Below are 20,857 nucleotides of genomic sequence, written 5' to 3'. Positions count from 1 at the left end.
GTTCCGTTGCGTAGTGATGATCAATGGTGGGCGGCCGTTTCGCCGGTGCTTGCTGGCGTGGGCTGGCGGCCACCCTGTCGCCAACCCGCGGACGCGAGCACCGATGGGCCGAACCGGTGACCCGCATCAGAACGCGGCCGGTGTCGAGGACGATTGTCCTGCATCAAGGCAGGGCGCCGAGAGGGGGCCACCCCGAGGTGGACGGGAGGCGCTCGGCTTCAGACCACGGCGCCGAACAGGGCGCCCACGGCGGCGGTCGCGCCCATGGCGATGGCGCCCCACCAGGTCACGCGAAGGGCGCCGGGGAGGGCGGATGCGCCGCCGAGTCGTGCGGCCGTCGCGCCGAGCAGTGCAAGAAAGAGCAATGTGGACAGGGCGACGGCGGGAAGCAGGACATCGCCGGGGGCGGCCCACACGGCCAGCAAGGGCAGCGCTGCGCCTGCGCCAAAACTCGATGCGGAAATGAGCGCGGCCGGGCCCGGCTGCGCCCGGCTGGTCTCCGACAGGCCCAGTTCGTCGCGCGCATGGGCGCCGAGTGCATCGTGCTGCATCAGCTGCTCGGCCACTTCGGCCGCGAGTGCCGGGGTCAATCCGCGTTCCTCGTAGATGGCAGCGAGTTCCCTGTGCTCCGCCGGCCGGTTGCTGTCCAGTTCGGCGCGCTCGCGCTCCAGGTCGGCGCGCTGCGTGTCGGCCTGGGAATGCACCGACACGTATTCGCCCGCGGCCATCGACATCGCCCCGGCGACCAGGCCTGCCACGCCGGCCGTCAGGACGGCGCTTGCGTCGGGGGTTGCGGCGGCCACGCCGAGCACCAGGCTGGCCGTGGAGACGAGGCCGTCGTTGGCGCCGAGGACGCCGGCGCGCAACGCATTGCCACGGTCAGATCGATGGCGCTCGCCATGCCGGCGGCGGGGAAGGGGAGCATCGAGTGACATGGGCGCACGGGCTGGTGAATCCGAGCCCATCATGCCCGGACAATCGCTACCCGTGCCGCCTCAGAAGCCGACGCTGGCCGACAGGCCGACCAGCCAGGTGCGCCCTGCGCCCGGTTCGAAGTGGCGGCCATTGCCTTCGTTGACGATCACCGAACCGGCGTGGTGCCGATCGAGGAGGTTGTCGACACGCGCAAAGCCGCCGAGCTCCCAGGCCCCCATCTGCATGACGTAGCCGCCGTGCGCGGCCACGGTGGTGTAGGCCGGCGCAGCATCGGTGTTCGCGTCGTTGACCGGCACGCCGGTCAGGTAGCGCGCCTCCAGGCCACCCCGCCAGCCCGTGGGCGGGGCCCAGGCGACAGCGGCGAAGGCGGCGCCTCGCGCCACGCCGGGGATGCGGTTGCCGGCGGGAATGTTGAGGTTGGGCGTCGGGCACGGCGTGCCTGCACAGCTGCTGAAGGCATCGCGGTAGATGGCGTCCATGGCGGTGGCTGCCAGGTCTGCGCGCAGGTGCTGCCAGGCGCTCGCCGTCCAGGCCAGTTCAAGGCCACGCCGCTCGGTGGCTCCGGCGTTCTGAAAGGTGGCACGGCCGCCGGTGTTCGACAGGGTGACGATCTCCCGGTCGCTGCGCGTGCGGAACGCCGCCAGATTCAGGTCGCCCCAGGCACCGAGGCGCGCCTTGATGCCGGCTTCGACGCTGTGGCTGCGGGCCGACTGCAGGGCGAGGTTCATGCCGGTCGCGCCGTTCGGACGATAGGCCAGCTCGTTGAGCGTCGGCGTCTCGAAGCCGCGGCCGGCCGTGACGTACAGGTGCACGGATTCGTCCAGTGCGTACAGGGCACCGAGAACGGGCAATGTGGCGCGGTACTGCGTGCCGCCGCTGTCGTCGGGGTTGTTGCCCACCACGTACGCGTCCTGCGACTTGAACTGCACGCGGCTCTGGCGCACGCCGGCGTGCAGCGACCAGGCTTCGGTCGGCCGCCACGCCAGTTGGAGGTACTGGTCGGTGCTGGTCACGCGGTTGTGTTCGTCGCGCCGCAACGGCCCCTGCACGCCGAGGGTGCCGTCGATGCTGTTGCGAAAGCCACGCCGGTGCTCGTTCAACGTGTCGCGCGCCAGCCCGCCCACCACATCCAGCGGGCCGTCTAGCCAGCGGGTGCGCCAGGTCCAGCGCAGGTCGGCACCGCCGTAGCGGCGGTCCAGGGCGATCCACCCGCCGGGGTGGAGTGGATTTTCCTGGGGGTCGACCGGGATGGCCTGGGCCTGGCTGATGCCCCGTCGTCCGGTATAGAGCAGGGCGCGCAGCGAGTGCTCGGGCGACAGCCGACGCTCATGGATGATGCCGCCCTGCGTCTGGTGCAGCGTCTTGCGGGTGTCGAATGCGATGGCCGCCGGATCGGCGCTGCGCGGGGCGGCGTCGAACTGCGCGCGCTTCAGGCCCAGCGGGTCCTGGGCACGTGGCAAGTCGACGCTGTTGGCCACGACCGTCCACCGACTCGATGGGTCCGGCTGCCAGGTCAGCTTGGCGTTCCCCAGGCGGCGGTCGGCAGCGCTGTGCTCGCGGTGGCCGTCGGTGCGAAAACGACTCGCGCCCACGACGTAGCCCAGCGAGCCCTCGGTGCCGGTCGCCTGGGTCGACACCCGCAGCATGCCGTCGCTGCCTGCAGCGGCTCCGACGCTCAGTCGGGGCCGTCCCGCAGGGGTTTCGGTGAAGACCTGGATCACCCCGCCGGAGGAGTTGCCATACAGGGCCGAGAACGGCCCGCGCAGCACTTCCACGTGGCCGACGGTGCCCAGGTCGACGTGGGTGATCTGGCCCTGGCCATCGGGCTGGGTGGCCGGAATCTCGTCGACATACAGGCGAACGCCTCGGATGCCGAACGTGGAGCGTGCGCCGAAGCCGCGGATTGAAATCTGGAGGTCCTGCGCATAGTTCTGCCGCTCCCGGGCTTGCAGGCCCGGAATGGCCGACAGGCTTTCGGTCAGGCTCACCTGGGCGCGGCTCCGGCGAAGGTCGGCACCGTCGATGCGGTCGATCGAGGCCGGCAACTCGAAGGCGTCGCTTTCGGTGCGCGTGGCCGTGACGACGATCGGCGGCAGAACTGCGGCTGCGGGCGTGTCGGGGCTTGACGGTCCGACGGGCTGCGCGAAGGCGGCGTCGGCAGCAAGGGTGCTGCCGACGAGAAGCAGCGCGACATGGGCTGCCGCCACGCCCGAGCGGCTGATGTCGCGGCTCGAGAGGATCGAAGCCGGTCGGTGCGCGCGGCTGCGGGAGGACGTCGGTCGGGCTCGAGGGACGGCGGTCACGGTCACGGTCAGGTCTCGGTCGCTGTGGTGGTCGCCGCGCAGGAGACGCGGCAATCCGGAGGTCGGTCGGGCGCTGCATCGTACGGGCCCGCCCCATGCCTGGGATCCCGCGGGGTCTTGGGGCGCGGCGCCTTGCGCGGGACAGTGGCACCATGGCACGCCTGCCACGCAGTCGACCCGTGAAGCGCCCCCGCCATGTCCGATGTTTCCGATGCCGCCCCCGGGTCTGTCCCGAGACCGCGCCACCGCATCTTCTTCGCGGTGTTTCCCGACGCGGCCGCACGGGACGACGTGGTCGCACGGCGCCAGTCGTTCGCGCAGCGGCTGGGCCTTCAGGGCAGGCTGTCCGCATCCGAGCGCCTCCATGTGACCCTGATCCACGTGGGCGACTTCGCCGAACGCCCCGAGGCCGAGATCGACCGCTTCGTTCGGGCCGCTGCGGCGATCGACCTGCCGCCCGTGACCATCGCCTTCGACCGCGTGTCGAGTTTTCGCGGGCGCCCAGGTCATCGGCCCTGCATCCTGCTGGGCCACCCGACCGGCACGGCCGCGGTGCGGGCGCTGCAGTCGCGGCTGCATCAGGCCCTCGTGCGGGAGGGGTGGCGGCCCAAGGGGCACGAGGTGTTCACGCCCCATCTCACGCTGCTCTACAGCGATGCGCCCGTGGCCGACGAGGGCTTCGGGCCGGTGTCCTGGGTGGCGAACGAATTCGTCCTCGTGGACAGCCTGATCGGCCAGGGCCGCTACGAGGTTCTTGCGCGTTGGCCCCTTCGCGGCGCCGCAGCGCCTCAGGCAGACGTTGCGGACACGCCTTGACGTGACGGGCGCGGCGGGCCAGCGGCATGCTCCCGCGCCGGACGAGCCCTGCTTGCCTGGTTGATACAGTGCGGCTCATTCATCCTGAGCGTCCCGCCTGACCGATGCCCGCCTTCTTCTTCGTCACGCCTGCATGTCGTTGCCAGCCTCGAGCGCTGACGCGAACGCTGGCCCGGCGCCCATCGGAAGGTGAGGGCCGCCTAGCATCGGCCGGAGCACCGCGGTGAGGGTTCTCGACACGCGGCGGGGTCTCGGTCCACCGCCGCCCGCTCCGAGCCTCCCCCGGGTGCTGACCTTGTCGGCCTTGCTGCATGTGCTGCTCGTCGCCCTCATTGGCAGCGAGACCGGCGACGGTACGAGCCCGGGTGGAGTGCCTGCATCCGGCGGACTCACTGTCGTGCTGGTGAGTCCCCCGGCGCGGCCCCCCAGCGAACGAGGGCTTCCGCCTTCGGTTGCAGCGCCGCCTGACGACGAATCCGAGGAGGGCAGCGCTCCGCCCTCCCTGAAGACCGGGCCGCCTGGTCAGAGCCGCCGGACACGCGACGGGACGGCCACGCCAGTGGCTCCGGCACCGACCGCCGGTGCAGAGGATGACCGGCCGACGCGAGGGGAGGCGACACCGTCCGAGCCTGCACTCGAACAGGCAGTGCCACCTGAACGCGCTGCCCCGTCCGTTCTCCATTTGCCCACGGCCTCGGCCGAAACCCTCGTTCGGCCGCCGGTGGCGGCGCCGCGGCCGGCCACGCCGGCCTCTGCCGTGATTCCGCTTGCGGCGCCAGGCGTGTCGGAGGACCGCGAGCTGGCCCGCGTGGAAGCGACGGACAACGCGGCATCGTCTCCCGCCGCCGTGGCGGCTCGGGCGGCTTCGTCCGCGAGCGGACCCGCACCTGCGCGTGCGCCTGCGCTTGCGCCAGCACCGGCGCCCCTACCGGCAGCGACCAAGGCGACCGAGCCTGCGCCAGTGCCTGCTCCTGAACCCGCGCCTGCACCGGCACCGGCGCCAGCGCCTTCACCTGAACCCGCACCTGCGCCGCCACCGGCACCGGCACCGGCACCGGCACCTGCACCTGCACCTGCACCTGCGCCTGCGCCTGCGCCTGCGCCTGCACCTGCACCTGCACCTGCGCCTGCGCCTGCGCCTGCGCCTGCGCCTGCGCCAGCGCCTGCGCCTGCCCCAGCACCGGCACCAGCACCAGCACCAGCACCAGCACCAGCACCAGCGCCTGCGCCTGCGCCTGCGCCTGCGCCTGCGCCTGTACCTGTACCTGTACCTGTACCTGTACCTGTACCTGCGCCTGCGCCTGCGCCTACGCCTACGCCAGCGCCAGCGCCAGCGCCAGCGCCTGCCCCAGCACCGGCACCAGCACCAGCACCAGCACCAGCACCAGCACCAGCACCTGCGCCTGCGCCTGCGCCTGCGCCTGCGCCTGCGCCTGCACCTGCACCTGCACCTGCACCTGCACCTGCGCCTGCGCCTGCGCCTGCGCCAGCGCCAGCCCCAGCCCCAGCACCAGCGCCTGTTTCCCAAGCCGTGCAGGCACCCGGTCCGGCCGCGGCGCCTCCGCCCGTCGGATCCGCCGTACGGGTACCGACCGCCACACCGGGGCCGGGTGCCGGCGGTGTGGACCTGAGCGGGCGAACGGTGCCGCCCGTCCCCTCGGCCACGCCCGGCGCAGCGCCGTCGCTGAACCTCGACCTGGGCACGGGGCGGGCTTCAAGTCGCCCTGTCACGCCCGGCACACGTGGCGCGCTCAACCTGATGCCGCCGCCTCCCGAGCGCCGCAGCAAACTGGCCGAAGACATCGAGAAGGCCGGCAAGCCCGACTGCCGCCGCGCCCATGCGGACAAGGGGCTGCTCGGCGTGGTCCCGTTGGCGCAGGCCGCGTTGAGCAGGGACGGCGATTGCCGCTGGTGATGCCGGGGCCTGCCGGCCTGACCCGATGAATGGCACAGGCGTGGCGCGATCGTCGGGTCACGGCAAAGGCCGACACCGGGGCCGTCGCATAAAATCCGTCGACGTTTCCCGTGCGCTGCTGCTCACGCCTCCTCCACACCGCCCCTCCGATGAGCACCCCTGCCGACGAACACGCCATGCGCATCGCACTGGACCAGGCCCAGAACGCATGGTTGGTGGGTGAAGTGCCGGTGGGAGCCGTGATCATGCGGGGTGGCCAGGTCATCGCCACCGGCTACAACCGTCCCATCACCGAGCACGATCCCACCGCTCACGCCGAGATCGTCGCCCTGCGCCACGCGGCGACGCTGCTCGGCAACTACCGGCTTCCGGAGTGTGAGCTCTACGTGACGCTGGAGCCCTGCGCCATGTGCGCGATGGCATTGATGCATGCACGCTTCAAGCGGGTCGTGTTCGGCGCCGTCGATCCCAAGACCGGCGCGGCCGGCTCGGTGCTCGACCTCTTCGCCGAGCGGCGCCTGAACCACCACACCCAACTCGAAGGCGGCGTGCTCGCCCATGAGTGCGGGCAGGTGCTGCGCGACTTCTTCGCGGAGCGGCGCGAGATCTACCGCCAGCGGCGGGGCGCAGTTCCGGCCCCCGTTGCGGCGGCCGAAGAACCGGTTCCCGAGATCCCGACCGGCGATGCCGTCGAGGTTCCCTTTCCCCTGTCCGAGCCTCCCCATTCATGACTTCGCTGACCCTGTTCTCCCCCGCCGGTGCCGTGGCCCAGGCGGCAACCTTGCGGCGGGCCGCCAAGCGGCTTGCAAGCCAGGGCTTCGACGTGTCCATCGATGAGTCGGCGCTCTCGCGCGAGCAACGCTTCGCCGGGGACGACGCGGAGCGCCTGGCGGCGCTGCACCGCATCGCCAAGCAGGCGCCTTCGGTGGCGCTGGCCACCCGGGGCGGCTACGGCCTTACGCGGCTGCTCGACCGCATCGACTGGAAGCGCATGGCCCGCAGCGTGGAGAACGGCACCCGCTGGGTGGGCTACAGCGACATGACCGCCCTCGAGTTGGGCCTGCTGGCGCACACCAAGGCCGAAAGCTGGGCCGGACCCATGGCCTGCGGCGACTTCGGCGGCGAGGCGCTGGACGAAGTGACGCCCGACTGTTTCGGCGAAGCGATGAGCGGCGCCCTCGAGGCCGTGGGCTTTCGCACCGAGGAGGGCTTCGACGGCGTGCAGGCCAGTGGCCGGTTGTGGGGCGGCAACCTCTGTGTCGTGAACTCGTTGCTCGGCACGCCGCATTGGCCGAAGGTCAAGGGCATCCTGTTCCTGGAAGACGTCAACGAGCACCCCTATCGCATCGAGCGCAATCTGCTGCAGTTGCACCAGGCCGGCGTGCTCGACCAGCAGAAGGCCATCCTGCTCGGTTCGTTCACCGCCTTCACCAAGTCGCCGCTGGACCGCGGCTATTCGCTCAAGACCGTCATCGCCCACCTGCGCTCCCTGACCCGCACGCCGATCCTCACCGGCCTGCCTTTCGGTCATGTGCCCACGAAAGTCTGCCTGCCCATCGGGCGCAAGGCGACACTTGCCGTGCAGGGCCGGGATGCATTCCTCGGATGGGACACGCCCCATGACCACGGGCACGACCATCACGATGGGCGCGGCGAAGCCGTCGACCATGGCAACCATGCCCATTCGCACCACGGTGGCGACGAGCACGCCGGCGCGTCGGAGGCCGGCCGCAAGCGCCGGCGGTGAACATGCGCTGGCTGGGTGCCGTCTTGCTGGTGCTGCTGGCGGGATGCGACAACAGCCCGCATCCGCGCGGCAGCGAGCGCGGCAATACCCTGTTCGTGGCGTTCCAGGAGCGCTCGCCCCGCTACTTCGACCCCACGGCGTCCTACGCCAACAACGAGACCCCCGTGGTCTACCAGGTCTACGAGCCGCTCTATGGGTACCACTACCTGAAGCGACCGTACACGCTGGTCCCGCGGCTGGCCGAGGAGGTCGTCGCGCCGCACTACCGTGACGCCCAGGGCCGCGACCTTCCGGACGACGCCCCCGGCGACCAGGTGGCCGAGAGCGTCTATGACATCCCGCTGAAGCGCGGCGTCATGTACGCGCCGCATCCGGCCTTCGCGCGCGATGACGCAGGAGGCTACCGCTACCACGCCCTGAGCGAAGCCGACACCCGTGACAAGCGCTCGCCCTTCGACTTCGCTCACAGCGGCACCCGGGAAGTCGAGGCGGAGGACTTCGTGTACGCCTTCAAGCGGCACTCCACGCCGCGCATCCAGGCGCCGCTTTTCGGCATCTTTGCGGAGCACGTCGTGGGGCTGCAGGCCTACGGCGAACGGATCCGCCTGGAAGATGCCCGCCTCCGGGCGGGACTCGACCCCGCCTCCCTCGACAAGCCCTTCCTCGATTTTCGGCGTTGGCCACTGGAGGGCGTGCAGGCACTCGACCGGCATACCTTGCGCATCCGCATCAAGGGCAAGTACCCGCAGTGGAAGTACTGGCTGGCCATGAGCTTTGCCGCACCGGTGCCCTGGGAGGCCGACCAGTTCTACGCACAGCCCGGCATGGCTCGCAACGGCTTGAGCCTCGCCCGTTGGCCGGTAGGCACCGGGGCCTACCTGCTGCGGGAGTATGAGCAGGACCGGCGCCACGTGCTGGTTCGCAACCCGCTGTACCGCCACGATCCGTACCCCTGCGAAGGCGAGGCAGGGGACCGCGAGGCGGGCCTGCTGGCCGACTGCGGCAAGCCCATGCCGTTCATCGACCGGGTGGAGTTCAACATCGAGAAGGAGCGGGTGCCGCTCAAATCCAAGTTCGCCCAAGGCTACATCGACGTGCCGGAGGTCGAGCGCTTCGACTGGGGCGTGGAGTTCCTGGCCGACATGAACGACGCCGAAGCCACTCGGGAACGGTTCACGTCGCGCGGTTTCCAGTTCCCGCGCACCACCGACCTCACCACCTGGTACATGGGCTTCAACATGCTCGACCCGGTCGTGGGTCGGGGGGACACCCCCGACGCGCAGGCGCGCAACCGCAAGCTGCGTCAGGCTTTGTCGATCGCCATGGATTGGGAAGAGGGCTATGGCCGCGTGTTCCTCTACAAGGCCGGAGAAGCCGCCCACGGGCCGCTGCCGGCCGGCATCTTCGGTTCGCGCCACGGCACGGTGGCCGGCCACAACCCGGTCACCCACCAAGTGGTCGACGGGCAGGTGGTGCGGCGCTCCATCGAGGAGGCTCGGCGCCTGATGGCCGAGGCCGGCTACCCCGGAGGGCGTGATGCGCGAAGCGGCCGCCCGCTGGTGCTGAACTATGACTTCCAGCGCGCGCCCACGCCGGAGATCAAGGCCGAGCTCGACTGGACAGCCAAGCAGTTCGCCAAGCTCGGTGTCCAGCTCGAGATCCGGGCGACCGACTTCAACCAGTACCAGGAGAAGACGCACCAGGGGCGGCACCAGCTGTTCTTCGGTGGGTGGGTCGCCGACTACCCCGATGCCGAGAACTTCCTCTTCCTGCTGTACGGGCCGAACGCCAAGTCGCTCCACGAGGGGGAGAACATCGCCAACTACCAGAACCCCGCCTTCGACCGCCGCTTCCGTGAGATGCAACTCCTCGACGACGGCCCCGCGAAACAGCGCCTGATCGACGAAATGGTGTCCATCGTGCAGGCTGATGCGCCCTGGATGTTCGGCTATCACCCGCATGCGGCCGGTGCGTATGCGCCGTGGGTCGGGAACGGCAAGCCGAGCGTGATGGGGCGCGACATGGTGCGCTATCACCGGGTGGACGCCGGCCAGCGAACCGAACGGCAAGACGCCTGGAACCGTCCCATCCTGTGGCCCATGGCCCTTGCAGGCGCGGCACTGGCTCTGGCGCTCTGGCTGGCACGGCGATCCTGGCTGCGCCGCGAGCGGCAGGTGGCACTGCCGACCGGAGGCCGCCCATGACACGCTATTTCCTTCGCCGCGTGTTGTACGGCCTGCTCGTGCTCGTCGGTGTCAACGTGTTGACCTTCGTGCTGTTCTTCAGCGTCAACACGCCGGACGACATGGCGCGGCTCAACATCGGCGGCAAGCGCGTGACGCAGGACCAGATCGACAAATGGAAGGTCGAGCGCGGCTATGACAAGCCGCTCTATCTCAACGAGCGGGCGTCCGGCCTTGAGACCGTGACCGACACGGTGTTCTGGGACCGGTCCGTGGCCTTGCTGGCCCTGCGTTTCGGACGCTCGGACGCGGCGGGGGCCAGCGACATCGGCCACGAGATCGGCCGGCGGATGCTCGTGAGCCTGCAGCTGGCCGTGCCGCTGTTCGTGCTGCAGGTCTTCGTGAGCGTGGTCTTCGCGCTGGTGCTGGTGTTCTTCCGGCACAGTCGCATCGACTTCTGGGGCGTGGTCCTGTGCGTGTTGATGCTGTCGGTGAGCAGCCTTTTCTACATCATCGTGGGCCAGTTCCTGTTCTCGCGGGTGCTCCGGCTCGTCCCCATCTCCGGCTGGGCGCCCGGGCTCGATGCGGCCCGGTTCCTCGTGCTTCCCGTGGCCCTGTCGCTGCTGTCCCGGCTCGGCGGGGAAGGGCGCTTGTACCGCGCCATGTTCCTGGAGGAGATCGGGCGTGACTACGTTCGCACGGCCCGCGCCAAGGGGTTGGGCGAGGGCAGGGTGCTCGGCCGCCATGTGCTTCGCAATGCCTTGATTCCCATCATCACCAGCGCAGGCAGCTACCTGCCTTACGTTTTCCTCGGCAGCCTGGTCTTCGAGAGCTTCTTCGGCATTCCGGGCCTGGGAGCCTACGTGATCGACGCCATCGCCGGCCAGGACTTCGCCATCGTGAGGGCGATGGTGTTCGTCGGGTCGCTGTTGTACATCGGCTCCTATGTGCTCATCGACCTCGCCTACACCTGGGCGGATCCGCGGGTGCGATTGTCATGACCGCCTGGCCGCGCATTGTCGTCTTGTGGTCCGATGGGGTGCTGATCGGCCTGGCGTTCGCGCTGCTGGCATACGCCTGGCACGTGCGCCGCACGCCGGCACGCCGGGAGCTCTGGCGACGCGCCTTCCGCAACCCCGCGACGCTGTGCGCCGGCCTCGTGCTCGGGCTGTTCCTCATGGTGGCCCTGGCCGACTCCCTGCATTTCCGCCGGGCGTTGCCGCAGCAGGACGGGCACGCCGCGCACGCCGCGCAGGTCGAGTCCGTCCTGGACCTGGCCTTGTCGACCTTGGTCGAGGGCAGGGAAGTCAGCTACTCCGCGCCCCTTGCGAGTCGGTCGCATGCGAAGGGTGTGGATGGCACGCCGGGCTACGGTCGGCTGCGCCACGGTGGGGCGCATCTGGACGATGACAGCGCGCAGCGTTGGCCCGACATCGCGGCGCGCACGACGCTCGGCGCCGCAGTCGGTGCGGGCGTCGCGGCCTTGCTGGTGCTCGGACTGACGGCCTTGGGTGCCGCACGGGCCCGCGAACGCTTTGCGCACCGGCTTCGTCGGCTCGTGCGCGGTGACAACGTGCTCCCGTTGCGGGCGGCCGCCCTGACGGTGATCGCGATCGGCATCGGCGCGGGGGTGATGACTGCGCTTGCCACCCACTACCACGTGCTGGGCACCGACCGCACGGGCAACGACGTGCTGCTCCAGGCACTCAAGAGCATCCGCACGGCGTTCGTCATCGGCACCCTCTCGACGGTGGCGACGCTGCCGCTTGCCGTGGGCTTGGGCATCCTGGCGGGCTACCTGGGAGGCTGGGTGGACGACCTGGTCCAGTACCTCTACACCGTGCTGTCGTCGATTCCGAATGTGCTGCTCATTGCCGCCTGCGTGCTGATGATGCAGGTGTTCATCGACACCCACCCCGACCTGTTCGAGACGGGCGCCGAACGGGCGGATGTGCGCCTCTTCCTGCTCTGCGTGATTCTCGGGCTGACCGGCTGGGCCGGGCTGTGCCGGCTGGTGCGGGCCGAGACGCTCAAGCTGCGCGAACTCGACTACGTGCAGGCGGCCACGGCCTTCGGTGTCGGCCCGTGGCGCATCATGACGCGGCATGTCTTCCCGAACGTGGTGCACCTCGTCATCATCACGACGGTGCTGGACTTCTCCGCCCTGGTGCTCTACGAGGCGGTGCTGTCGTACGTGGGGGTGGGCGTGGACCCGAGCATGAACAGCTTCGGCGGCATGATCAACCTCGCCCGCAGCGAGATGTCGCGGGACCCGGTGGTGTGGTGGTCGTTCACGGCCGCCTTCCTGTTCATGGTGGCCCTGGTGCTAGCGGCCAACCTGTTCGCCGACGGCGTCCGGGACGCGTTCGATCCGCGGGCGGCGGTGTACCGGGCCCGTCGACGGGCGACGGAAAGGGAGGCTGCATGAGCAACGGTGACGCGCCGACGCCGGCACCCGGAGGCGTGGAAGGCTTGCGGCCCGACGCGCTCGACGTCCGGAAGCTGGGCGTGGTGCTGGACGCCGATGGCGGCCTGGTTCGCGCCATCGAGGCGCTGGACCTGTGCCTGCAGCGAGGGGAGACCTTCGCGCTGGTGGGCGAGTCGGGGTGCGGCAAGAGCATGGCCGCCCTGGCGCTCATGCGCCTGCTGCCCGACAACGGCCGCGTCGTGTCTGGCCGTGTTCAGCTGGCAGGGACGGAACTGCTGGGCTTGCCCGAATCGGCCATGCGCGGAGTGCGCGGCGGGCGAGTCGGGATGATCTTCCAGGAGCCCGGCACGAGCCTGAATCCGGTGATGAGGGTGGGCGACCAGATCATCGAGGCCATCGAAGCGCATTCGACGCTGCGCGGCGCGGCGGCGCGGGCGCGAGCGGCCTGGTGGTTGGAACGGGTCGGCCTGCCGGATGCGGCGCGCCGCCTGGACGACTATCCGTTCCAGATGAGTGGCGGCCAGAAGCAGCGCGTCATGATCGCCATCGCCCTGGCGGCGGAGCCGGACTTTCTCATTGCCGACGAGCCGACGACGGCGCTCGATGTGACGCTGCAGGCCCAGGTGCTCGACCTGCTGCGCGATCTGCAGCGCGAGCGGCGCCTGGGGCTGCTGCTGATCACGCACGACCTCGCAGTGGTGTCCGGCCTGGCCCACCGCGTGGCGCTGATGTATGCCGGGCAGATCGTCGAGGTCGCGGAGGCGGCGGCGTTCTTCCGGGCACCACGGCATCCCTATGCCGAGCTGCTGCTGCGTTCGCTCCCGGAAGCCCACAAGCGGGGCACGCCGCTCGCGGCCATCCCCGGCACCGTTCCCGCCCTGACCGGTCGCTTCGAGGGCTGTCGTTTCGCACCGCGATGTGATCGGGCCTTCGCCGCCTGTGCCACGACGCCGCCCGGCCTGCTCCCCGTGGACGGTGCGAAGGAGCGCGCGGTGCGTTGCCTTCTCAACGACGGTGCCGGCCTGGGCGCAGGCTCAGTGGTCTCCCCGAGCGCACCGGGGTCGCATCTGGCCATGGCGGAGGGAACGAGGGGCGAGCCCATGTTCCCGGAGACAGGGGCCCCGGCGGCCACGCTCCTGACGGTGCGCGGCCTGACCGTGCGCTATGAGACGGGCCGCGGTGGGCTGTTGCGCAAACCCTCTCTTCGCACGGTGGTGGACGGTGTTGACCTGTCCATCGACCGGGGCCGCACGCTGGCCCTGGTCGGGGAGTCGGGCAGTGGCAAGACCACGACCGGCAAGGCGATCGTGCAGCTTCTCCGCGGCCGGGCGAGGGTGAGCGGCAGCGCGGTCTTCGAGGGTCGCGAGCTGCTGTCCATGCCCGAGGCCGAGTTGCGGCCCTTGCGCTCGGCGATCCAGATCGTGTTCCAGGATCCGTTCGCCTCCCTCAACCCCCGCCTGCGAGTGGGCGACATTCTTGCGGAAGGCTTGCTGGCCCTTCGCCCGGAGCTGGACGCCACGGCCCGGCAGGCGAGGCTCGCGTCGCTGGTCGAGCGGGTGGGATTGCGGCGCGATGCGCTGGGCCGGCATCCGCACGAGTTCTCGGGCGGGCAGCGCCAGCGCATCGCCATTGCACGGGCCCTGGCGGTGGAGCCGAGACTGATCGTCTGCGACGAGCCGACATCGGCGCTCGATGTGTCGGTGCAGGCCCAGATCCTGAATCTTCTTCGTGACCTGCAGACCGAGTTGGGGGTTTCCTACTTGTTCATCACGCACAATATCGGCGTTGTCGAGTACATCGCGGACCACATCGCGGTGATGCGACTGGGGCGAATCGAGGAGGCGGGGCGTGCCGAGGACGTTTTGGGCCAGCCCCGGTCGGCGTACACCCGGCGGCTCCTGGCTGCCGTGCCGCGGATCGCCTGAGTCGAGGGGAAGGCGCGTCGATCGACCCGAAGGCCGATCGATGCCGCTGTCATGAACAAGAAGTACACATGCAACGAACCGCCATCAACCTTGCCGTTCTGGCTCTCGCGACGGGACTGCCCCTCCTGGCCCATGCCGTCGAGGAAGTGACCTTGCCCAAGGTGCAGGTCACCGGCAGCAACATCCCGCAGGTCGCGGCCCAGCCGTCGACCCCCACCCTCGTCCTCACACGCGCCGACATCGAGCGCACGGGCCTGAGCACGGTGAAGGAGGTGGTCGACTCGCTGGTGGGCGCAAGCCAGCATGCCTCCGGCGCCAACAAGAACCTGTCGGACATCACCGGAAGCAACTCCTATGCGGCGGGTGCCTCCTCCGCCTCGTTGCGCCACCTGGGTCAGCAAGCCACTCTGGTGCTCCTGAACTCGCGACGCCTGTCGCCGTTCGCCATGCATGACGACCCGGCGATGTTCACCGACCTCAACACGCTGCCGCTCGATGCGGTGGAGCGCATCGAGGTGCTGCGCAGCGGAGGGGCTGCGGTGTACGGGTCGGACGCCATCGCCGGTGTGATCAACGTCATCACCCGCAAGGACTACCAGGGTGTCACCGTGCGTGCAGGCCATGAGCGCTCGACGCACGCACGCGACTTCCGCGCGTCCTCGGCCAGCATCACTGCCGGCATCGGCAACTTCGCGGAGGACCGCTTCAACCTCATGATGAACGTCGAGCTCTACCGGCGCTCATCCGTCATGTGGGGCGAGGTCCTCGGCAAGCTGGACCCTTCGGTGGGCAGCTACTTTCCTTCCTTCGGGTCGCCGTCGACCTACAGCTACCCCGGAAACATCATCGAGGCGGGCGGGGCGCTGCCGGGCTGTGCCCCGGCCAACGTGGTGGATGGCCTGTGCATGTACGACCGCTATTCGCGGCTGGAGGCCCAGCCGGCCACCGAACGGGCCAACCTGCTGCTCTCGGGCCGCTTGCAGATCGCACCGGAAGTGCAGGGCTTCGCCGAGGTCCTGGTGGCCAGCAGCGACACGCGCTATACGCTGGCCGATCCGGCCTACGGCCCGCCGACCTTCACCAACTGGTTCGATCCGAGCACTGGCCGCACGCGCCTCTTCATCGAACGCGGACTGCCGCGCGAGCATCCGCTCAACCCGACGGGGCTCGATGACGTGGACTTCCGGTATCGGTTCGCCGATGCCGACTCGCACACGCGGGTCGAGAGCACGGGTTACCGCACGCTCGCCGGTCTGCGTGGCACGAGCGGCGCGTTCGATTGGGAAACGGCGGCCGGCGTCATGGGAAGCCGCGTGGTGAACAGCACGCGCGGCGCCTACAGCGACAGCGGCTTCAAGACCATGATCGGCGACTACAACCTGCCGCACGATCCGCTGTTCTTCAACCGCGGCTACCGCATCGGTCAGCCGAACAGCGCCGAGGTCTTGAATGCGCTGTTCCCGACCTTCACCCACACCGGTCGCATGAAGCAGGCGTTCATCGACGGGCGCATCTCCGGCCCGGTGACCACGCTCGCCGGGCGCCCGGTCGACATGGCCTTCGGGTTCGACCTGCGGCACGAGTCATTGTCGATCACGCCATCGGCCAACCTCGCCTCGGGCGACATCGTCGGCTACGGCGTGGCCGAGACGCAGGGGCGGCGCACCTTCGGCTCGCTGTTCACCGAAGCGAATGTGCCGCTCAACGACCGCCTGGAGGCGCAGGCCGCTGCGCGCGTGGACAAGTACCCCGGCTTTGCGGCGCATGTGTCGCCCAAGGCGGGCCTTCGGTTCGAGGCTTCGCCGTCACTGCTCTTGCGCGGCTCCGTGGAGGCGGGCTTTCGTGCGCCCAATCTGGTGGAGAGTTCGCAGACGACGCTGTACTCCTTTGACAACTGGATCGTCGACCCCAAGCGCTGCCCGCAGGCCGAGGCACTGGCCAACGCCCTGCGTGCACAGGCCGAGGCACTGCCCGAGAACGATCCGGCCCGCGTGCCGCTGCTGGCACGAGCCGACATCGTGATGACCCAGGAGTGCTCGGCGGGCGTGGCTGCGGTGCGGGGCAGCAATCCCGGACTGCAGCCGGAGAAGTCGCTGGGCATGACGGCCGGCCTGGTGTTCGCGCCGGCGCAGTCGGTCCAGGTCGAGGCGGACCTGTGGCGCATCGAACGCCGCAACGAGATCGGGTACATGACCCCGCAGACACTGATCAACCGGGAGGACACGCTGGCCCCCGGCACGGTGCAGCGCCTGCCGCTCGGTAGCGACCGCAGTTTCTCCGCCGCCGAGCAGCTGATGTACGGCGTGACGGCCGGCGCGCTGTCCGGCACGTTCGGTCGCTACGAGAACAGTGCCAAGACGCTTGCCCAAGGCGTGGACGTGGGCATGCGCAGCCGCGTGCTCACCGCCATCGGCGCCCTGAGCCTGTCCATGCAGGGCAGCTTCCTGCGGGAGTTCCGGCAGTTCAGCAGCGAGCGCAATGCCTACGGCGACAACCTGGCGGGCCGCTACGGCTACCCGCGCTGGCGCGCCTACCTGACGGCGGCGCTCGACCATGGCTGGGTCAGCAACGCGCTGCGGCTCAACTACACCGCCGGCACACGGTTGCAAGGCGACTATTTCGACGCCTCGTACACCGACGAGGCCTGCGCCACGGCCGGCTGGTCCCCCGGGGATTGCCGGGTGCGCCGCGCCATCACGGTCGACTACGCGTTGGCCTATACCGGCGTGAAGGACCTCACGCTCGGCCTGAACATCCGCAACCTCTTCGGCACGGCGCCACCGCGGGACTTGCGGGCGCTGGAAGAAAGCGGCGGCGGCATCATCCCGCAGAACCTGGCCGACGCCTCCCGTCGCACCGTGCGCCTCACCATGGCGTATCGCTTCCAGTGACGCCGGTGCGGGGGCCGATGGCGGCGCCCGCGCTCAGCGCGGGGCCAGACGGATGGCCCCGTCCAGGCGAATCACTTCGCCGTTCAGCATGTCGTTCGTGAAGATCTGGTGCACAAGGCGAGCGAAATCGGCAGGCACCCCGAGGCGGCTCGGGAACGGCACGCTGGCCGCGAGGGCATCTTGCACCGGCTGCGGCATGCCGAACAACATCGGCGTGGCGAAGAGCCCGGGCGCGATGGTCATGTTGCGGATGCCGAGCCGGGCCAGGTCGCGCGCGATCGGCAGGGTCATGCCTACGATGCCGGCCTTGGAGGCCGCATAGGCGGCCTGGCCGATCTGGCCGTCATAGGCGGCGACGCTCGCGGTCGAGACCAGCACGCCGCGCTCGCCGGTCGAGAGCGGCTCGTTGGCGCTCATCGCCTCGGCCGCCAGGCGGATCATGTTGAAGCTGCCCAGCAAGTTGACGCGAAGGGTTCGTTCGAACAGCGCCAGAGGATGCGCGCCGTCCTTGCCGACGGTCTTCGCTGCGGGCGCGACGCCCGCACAGTTCACCAGCCCGCGCAAGGGCGCGAGCGCCGTCGCGGCAGCCACGGCCGCGGCGGCCTGCGCTTCGTCCGTGACGTCGCAGCGGACGTAGCGCCCTCCGATGGCTTCGGCCAAGGCCCGGCCCGGGCCATCCTGGACATCCGCGATGACGACGCGGCCGCCCTGTTCGGCCAGCATGCGGGCGGTTCCTTCCCCGAGGCCCGAAGCCCCACCCGTGACGATGAAGGCGTGGGATGCGATGTCCATGCGTTTGACGCTCCAGAAGGTGAGGACGAAGAGGCGAGAGGGAGGCGGGATGAAAAAAGCCGCTCGGGTGAGCGGCTTCGGCAAGAGGCGTCCCGGCCGCTCGGCTTCAGCCGAGCGCGGCGAGGGCCCGTGCGGTGATTTCCTCGACGGTGCCGGTGCCCGAGATCTTGCGGTACTTCGGGGCACCGCCGTCGCCGGTAGCGGCCCAGCGCGCGTAGTAGTCGACCAGCGGACGGGTCTGGCTCTGGTAGACGTCGAGGCGCTTGCGCACCGTGTCTTCCTTGTCGTCGTCACGCTGGATCAGGGGCTCGCCCGTCTGGTCGTCGAGGTCGGCGACCTTCGGCGGGTTGAACTTGACGTGGTACGTGCGGCCGGAGGCCGCGTGCACCCGTCGGCCGCTCATGCGCTCGATGATGGCGGAGTCGGGCACGTCGATCTCGAGCACGTAGTCGAGCTTGACGCCGGCTTCCTTCATGGCATCGGCTTGCGGGATGGTGCGCGGGAAGCCGTCGAAGAGGAAGCCCTTGGCGCAGTCGGCCTGCGTGATGCGTTCCTTGACGAGGCCGATGATGATGTCATCGCTCACGAGACCGCCCGAGTCCATCACCTTCTTGGCCGCAACGCCGAGGGGCGAGCCTGCCTTGACGGCCGCACGCAGCATGTCCCCGGTGGAGATCTGGGGGATGCCGTACTTCTGGCAAATGAATGCCGCTTGCGTGCCCTTTCCGGCGCCCGGTGCGCCCAGCAGGATCAGTCTCATGGAAATTCCTCGGTCTTTTTGATGAAGCGGTGGCGGTGTCCCTCGGCACAGCGATGGCCCGCATTTGTCACCAAGAATAGCACGCGCACTCACGTGCTTTGCCCGGGTCTTGCCCGTGTTGCGGCGCGAAAGAAGCGTTGCCGGTCAGGGCCGCGTCAGCCCAGGAGCGCACGCACGCGCGCGAGGTCGTCGGGGGTATCGACGCCCGGGCCGGGCCGCTCGGCACTCACATGGACGGCGATGCGTTCGCCGTGCCACAGCACCCTCAACTGCTCGAGCGACTCGATCTGTTCGAGCGGGCAGGCGGGCAGGGCGGGGAATCGTCGCAGGAACCCCGCCTGGTAGGCATAGATGCCGATGTGCCGCAGGGGCGCGGGCGACGGCAGGGTGGCGATGCCGTCGACAAAGCCGTCTCGCCACCAGGGCATGGGCGCGCGCGAGAAGTACAAGGCGCGGCCGGCGCCATCGAGCACCACCTTCACCACATTGGGATTGCGGAACTCCGCGACATCGTCGATCGCATGGGCGGCGGTGCTCATCACGCAGGCGTTGCGGTCTGCCAGCAGCGCGGCGCAGGCGTCGATGAGGGCGGGGGCGATGAGCGGTTCATCGCCTTGCACATTCACCACCACGTCGGTGCCGTCGAGGCCGAGCTGCTCGCAGGCCTCGGCCAGGCGGTCACTGCCGGTGGCGTGGTCGGCACGGGTGAGCACGCTCGCGACCCCGTGCGCGTCGCAGGCGGCGACGATCTCCACATCGTCGGCTGCCACGACCACGCGGGCCGCGGACGATTCGGCGGCGCGGCGCGCCACGCGGACCACCATGGGCAATCCGGCCAGATCAGCAAGCGGCTTGCGTGGCAGCCGCGTCGACTGCAAACGGGCCGGGACCAGGACCGTGAAGCTCACGCCTGGGTTGCCGCGGGTACGGCGTCGAGCGAGCGGGCCTCGGACTCCAGCATGACGGGGATGTCATCGCGAACAGGGAACGCCAGGCGGTCGGCATTGCAGACCAGTTCGTGGCGCTCGTCGGTTGGCGGGCGGCGGTGTTCGAGCGGGCCTTTGCACAGCGGGCAGACGAGCAGGTCGAGCAATCGCGTCTCCATGGGATCTCCAATCGTGTTCGGTTCAGGGCCGCTGCCGGGGCGGCAGCAGGCGGTGCAGTTCGGCTTCGGCTTGCGCTCCAAGCGCAAAGTCTAGCGCGGCCACCCAGACTCGGGTCGCCCCGACCGTCTCGGGCCTCAGCTTCACCGCGTCCTTCTCGGTGAGGATGACGTCGGGGGTGTCGGGTGGCCAGGGCAGGGTGGCGAAGTCGTGGTGATCGGGCAGCGGGAGTTCCCGGACGGCAAGACCCGCCTGCCTCAGCATGCCGAAGAACCGGCCAGGCCGCGCGATGCCGGCGGCCGCCACGACCGGGCGCCCCGCCAGCGCCGCCATGGCATCCGGGCTCGCCGGTTCGCCGCGCCACCACGCGGCGAGTTCCACGGCGCCACCCAGTTCGCGGCAGGCCACATGGCCCGGCCATGAGGTGGAAGGCGCCGGGGCGTTGTAGATGACGAGGGTGCTGGCCGGCACGCGGTGCGGCACGGGCTCGCGCAAGGGACCGGCCGGCAGCAGCCAGCCGTTGCCGGCGCCACGTTCGTCGAACACCACGATCTGCAGGTCGCGATGCAGCCGCAGGTGCTGCAGGCCATCGTCGGCAACGATCACGTCGACTTCAGGGTGTTCCGACAGCAGGGCCAGGCCGGCCGCGACGCGGTCGCGCCCCACGGCGACCGGCGCGCGAGAGCGCAGGTGCATGAGGAGCGGCTCGTCACCCACGTTCCGTGCCGCCGAGCCGGCCGTGACCAGCAGCACGTCGTCACTGTGGCGGCCAAAGCCGCGAGAGATGATGCCCGGGATGCGGCCCTGGCTGCGAAGCCATGCCACCAGGGCCAGGGTCGTGGGCGTCTTGCCGGCGCCGCCGGCCACGTAGTTGCCGACGACGACGGTCGGAACGGGGAGGCGTTCCTGCGCCAGCCAGCCGAGGCGGTAGACGATGCGACGAATCCCCTGCAGGGCGCCGTAGACCAGCGATACCGGCCAGAGCGCCAGGGCCAGGGGCCCGCGGCGCAGCCACGCCGCCTGCAGGCGCGTGGCGAAGGACGATTCACTCATCCCCG

At 69.9% G+C, this 20,857-nt stretch carries 17 protein-coding genes; 10 read left to right on the top strand and 7 right to left on the bottom strand.

Annotation, left to right across the window (positions count from 1 at the left end):
* Window positions 1-218: 218 nt before the first annotated feature.
* Window positions 219-935 (bottom strand): VIT1/CCC1 transporter family protein, encoded by a 717-nt coding sequence (locus tag ACSQ2F_RS09920; RefSeq protein ID WP_436022248.1) that lies wholly within the window; start codon window positions 933-935, stop codon window positions 219-221.
* Window positions 936-995: 60 nt separating this feature from the next.
* Window positions 996-3,158, bottom strand: coding sequence for a TonB-dependent receptor family protein (locus ACSQ2F_RS09915; RefSeq protein ID WP_436026786.1), 2,163 nt, complete (start codon window positions 3,156-3,158; stop codon window positions 996-998).
* Window positions 3,159-3,434: 276 nt separating this feature from the next.
* On the opposite strand from ACSQ2F_RS09915, the gene ACSQ2F_RS09910 reads away from it, so the two are divergent.
* The 10 genes from ACSQ2F_RS09910 to ACSQ2F_RS09865 all read left to right on the top strand — a co-directional run bounded on the left by ACSQ2F_RS09910 (window position 3,435) and on the right by ACSQ2F_RS09865 (window position 17,144).
* Window positions 3,435-4,055: a 2'-5' RNA ligase family protein gene (locus tag ACSQ2F_RS09910; protein ID WP_436022246.1), complete on the top strand. Its 621-nt coding sequence runs from the start codon at window positions 3,435-3,437 to the stop codon at window positions 4,053-4,055.
* Between the two features lie 893 nt (window positions 4,056-4,948).
* The gene (locus ACSQ2F_RS09905) at window positions 4,949-5,686 is read left to right on the top strand and encodes a hypothetical protein (RefSeq protein WP_436022244.1); all 738 of its coding nucleotides are present in this window, start codon (window positions 4,949-4,951) and stop codon (window positions 5,684-5,686) included.
* Between the two features lie 11 nt (window positions 5,687-5,697).
* The gene (locus ACSQ2F_RS09900; RefSeq protein ID WP_436022242.1) at window positions 5,698-5,970 is read left to right on the top strand and encodes a hypothetical protein; all 273 of its coding nucleotides are present in this window, start codon (window positions 5,698-5,700) and stop codon (window positions 5,968-5,970) included.
* Between the two features lie 149 nt (window positions 5,971-6,119).
* Complete coding sequence (gene tadA, locus ACSQ2F_RS09895) at window positions 6,120-6,701, top strand: tRNA adenosine(34) deaminase TadA (protein WP_436022240.1); 582 nt, start codon at window positions 6,120-6,122, stop codon at window positions 6,699-6,701.
* Window positions 6,698-7,717 (top strand): LD-carboxypeptidase, encoded by a 1,020-nt coding sequence (locus tag ACSQ2F_RS09890; protein ID WP_436022238.1) that lies wholly within the window; start codon window positions 6,698-6,700, stop codon window positions 7,715-7,717. Before tadA ends, ACSQ2F_RS09890 begins: the two co-directional genes overlap by 4 nt.
* 2 nt (window positions 7,718-7,719) lie before the next feature.
* The gene (locus ACSQ2F_RS09885; protein ID WP_436022236.1) at window positions 7,720-9,921 is read left to right on the top strand and encodes an ABC transporter substrate-binding protein; all 2,202 of its coding nucleotides are present in this window, start codon (window positions 7,720-7,722) and stop codon (window positions 9,919-9,921) included.
* A complete protein-coding gene (locus ACSQ2F_RS09880; protein WP_436022233.1) occupies window positions 9,918-10,901 on the top strand; it encodes an ABC transporter permease in 984 nt (327 codons plus the stop codon). The genes ACSQ2F_RS09885 and ACSQ2F_RS09880 overlap by 4 nt, the downstream gene beginning before the upstream one ends.
* Window positions 10,898-12,328, top strand: coding sequence for an ABC transporter permease (locus ACSQ2F_RS09875; protein WP_436022231.1), 1,431 nt, complete (start codon window positions 10,898-10,900; stop codon window positions 12,326-12,328). The genes ACSQ2F_RS09880 and ACSQ2F_RS09875 overlap by 4 nt, the downstream gene beginning before the upstream one ends.
* Window positions 12,325-14,253: an ABC transporter ATP-binding protein gene (locus tag ACSQ2F_RS09870; RefSeq protein WP_436022229.1), complete on the top strand. Its 1,929-nt coding sequence runs from the start codon at window positions 12,325-12,327 to the stop codon at window positions 14,251-14,253. The genes ACSQ2F_RS09875 and ACSQ2F_RS09870 overlap by 4 nt, the downstream gene beginning before the upstream one ends.
* A 68-nt stretch (window positions 14,254-14,321) precedes the next feature.
* On the top strand, window positions 14,322-17,144 hold the full coding sequence (locus ACSQ2F_RS09865; RefSeq protein WP_436022227.1) for a TonB-dependent receptor plug domain-containing protein: 2,823 nt from the start codon (window positions 14,322-14,324) through the stop codon (window positions 17,142-17,144).
* 33 nt (window positions 17,145-17,177) lie between these two features.
* Here ACSQ2F_RS09865 and ACSQ2F_RS09860 read toward each other — a convergent pair whose 3' ends face one another.
* From ACSQ2F_RS09860 to lpxK, 5 genes are all read right to left on the bottom strand, one after another.
* The gene (locus ACSQ2F_RS09860; protein WP_436022225.1) at window positions 17,178-17,936 is read right to left on the bottom strand and encodes a 3-hydroxyacyl-CoA dehydrogenase; all 759 of its coding nucleotides are present in this window, start codon (window positions 17,934-17,936) and stop codon (window positions 17,178-17,180) included.
* Window positions 17,937-18,042: 106 nt separating this feature from the next.
* Entirely contained in the window at window positions 18,043-18,696 is a 654-nt protein-coding gene (gene adk / locus ACSQ2F_RS09855) for an adenylate kinase (RefSeq protein WP_436022223.1), read from the bottom strand.
* A 155-nt stretch (window positions 18,697-18,851) separates the two neighbouring features.
* Entirely contained in the window at window positions 18,852-19,604 is a 753-nt protein-coding gene (gene kdsB, locus ACSQ2F_RS09850) for a 3-deoxy-manno-octulosonate cytidylyltransferase (protein ID WP_436022221.1), read from the bottom strand.
* Window positions 19,601-19,801 (bottom strand): Trm112 family protein, encoded by a 201-nt coding sequence (locus ACSQ2F_RS09845; RefSeq protein WP_436022219.1) that lies wholly within the window; start codon window positions 19,799-19,801, stop codon window positions 19,601-19,603. Before ACSQ2F_RS09845 ends, kdsB begins: the two co-directional genes overlap by 4 nt.
* 22 nt (window positions 19,802-19,823) lie before the next feature.
* Window positions 19,824-20,852, bottom strand: coding sequence for a tetraacyldisaccharide 4'-kinase (gene lpxK, locus ACSQ2F_RS09840; RefSeq protein ID WP_436022217.1), 1,029 nt, complete (start codon window positions 20,850-20,852; stop codon window positions 19,824-19,826).
* Window positions 20,853-20,857: the final 5 nt, after the last annotated feature.

Origin of the sequence: Rhizobacter sp. LjRoot28 (assembly GCF_964253025.1) — a bacterium.
Lineage (GTDB): Bacteria > Pseudomonadota > Gammaproteobacteria > Burkholderiales > Burkholderiaceae_C > Rhizobacter.
Note: the sequence above shows the minus strand (reverse complement) of the source record. Positions and strands in the feature narration are given on the sequence as shown.

Coding starts and splice junctions, on each gene's coding strand:
- ACSQ2F_RS09920 (WP_436022248.1), bottom strand. CDS start 935: ATGTCACTCGATGCTCCCCTTCCCCGCCGCCGGCATGGCGAGCGCCAT.
- ACSQ2F_RS09910 (WP_436022246.1), top strand. CDS start 3,435: ATGTCCGATGTTTCCGATGCCGCCCCCGGGTCTGTCCCGAGACCGCGC.
- tadA (WP_436022240.1), top strand. CDS start 6,120: ATGAGCACCCCTGCCGACGAACACGCCATGCGCATCGCACTGGACCAG.
- ACSQ2F_RS09890 (WP_436022238.1), top strand. CDS start 6,698: ATGACTTCGCTGACCCTGTTCTCCCCCGCCGGTGCCGTGGCCCAGGCG.
- ACSQ2F_RS09885 (WP_436022236.1), top strand. CDS start 7,720: ATGCGCTGGCTGGGTGCCGTCTTGCTGGTGCTGCTGGCGGGATGCGAC.
- ACSQ2F_RS09880 (WP_436022233.1), top strand. CDS start 9,918: ATGACACGCTATTTCCTTCGCCGCGTGTTGTACGGCCTGCTCGTGCTC.
- ACSQ2F_RS09875 (WP_436022231.1), top strand. CDS start 10,898: ATGACCGCCTGGCCGCGCATTGTCGTCTTGTGGTCCGATGGGGTGCTG.
- ACSQ2F_RS09870 (WP_436022229.1), top strand. CDS start 12,325: ATGAGCAACGGTGACGCGCCGACGCCGGCACCCGGAGGCGTGGAAGGC.
- ACSQ2F_RS09865 (WP_436022227.1), top strand. CDS start 14,322: ATGCAACGAACCGCCATCAACCTTGCCGTTCTGGCTCTCGCGACGGGA.
- ACSQ2F_RS09860 (WP_436022225.1), bottom strand. CDS start 17,936: ATGGACATCGCATCCCACGCCTTCATCGTCACGGGTGGGGCTTCGGGC.
- adk (WP_436022223.1), bottom strand. CDS start 18,696: ATGAGACTGATCCTGCTGGGCGCACCGGGCGCCGGAAAGGGCACGCAA.
- ACSQ2F_RS09845 (WP_436022219.1), bottom strand. CDS start 19,801: ATGGAGACGCGATTGCTCGACCTGCTCGTCTGCCCGCTGTGCAAAGGC.
- lpxK (WP_436022217.1), bottom strand. CDS start 20,852: ATGAGTGAATCGTCCTTCGCCACGCGCCTGCAGGCGGCGTGGCTGCGC.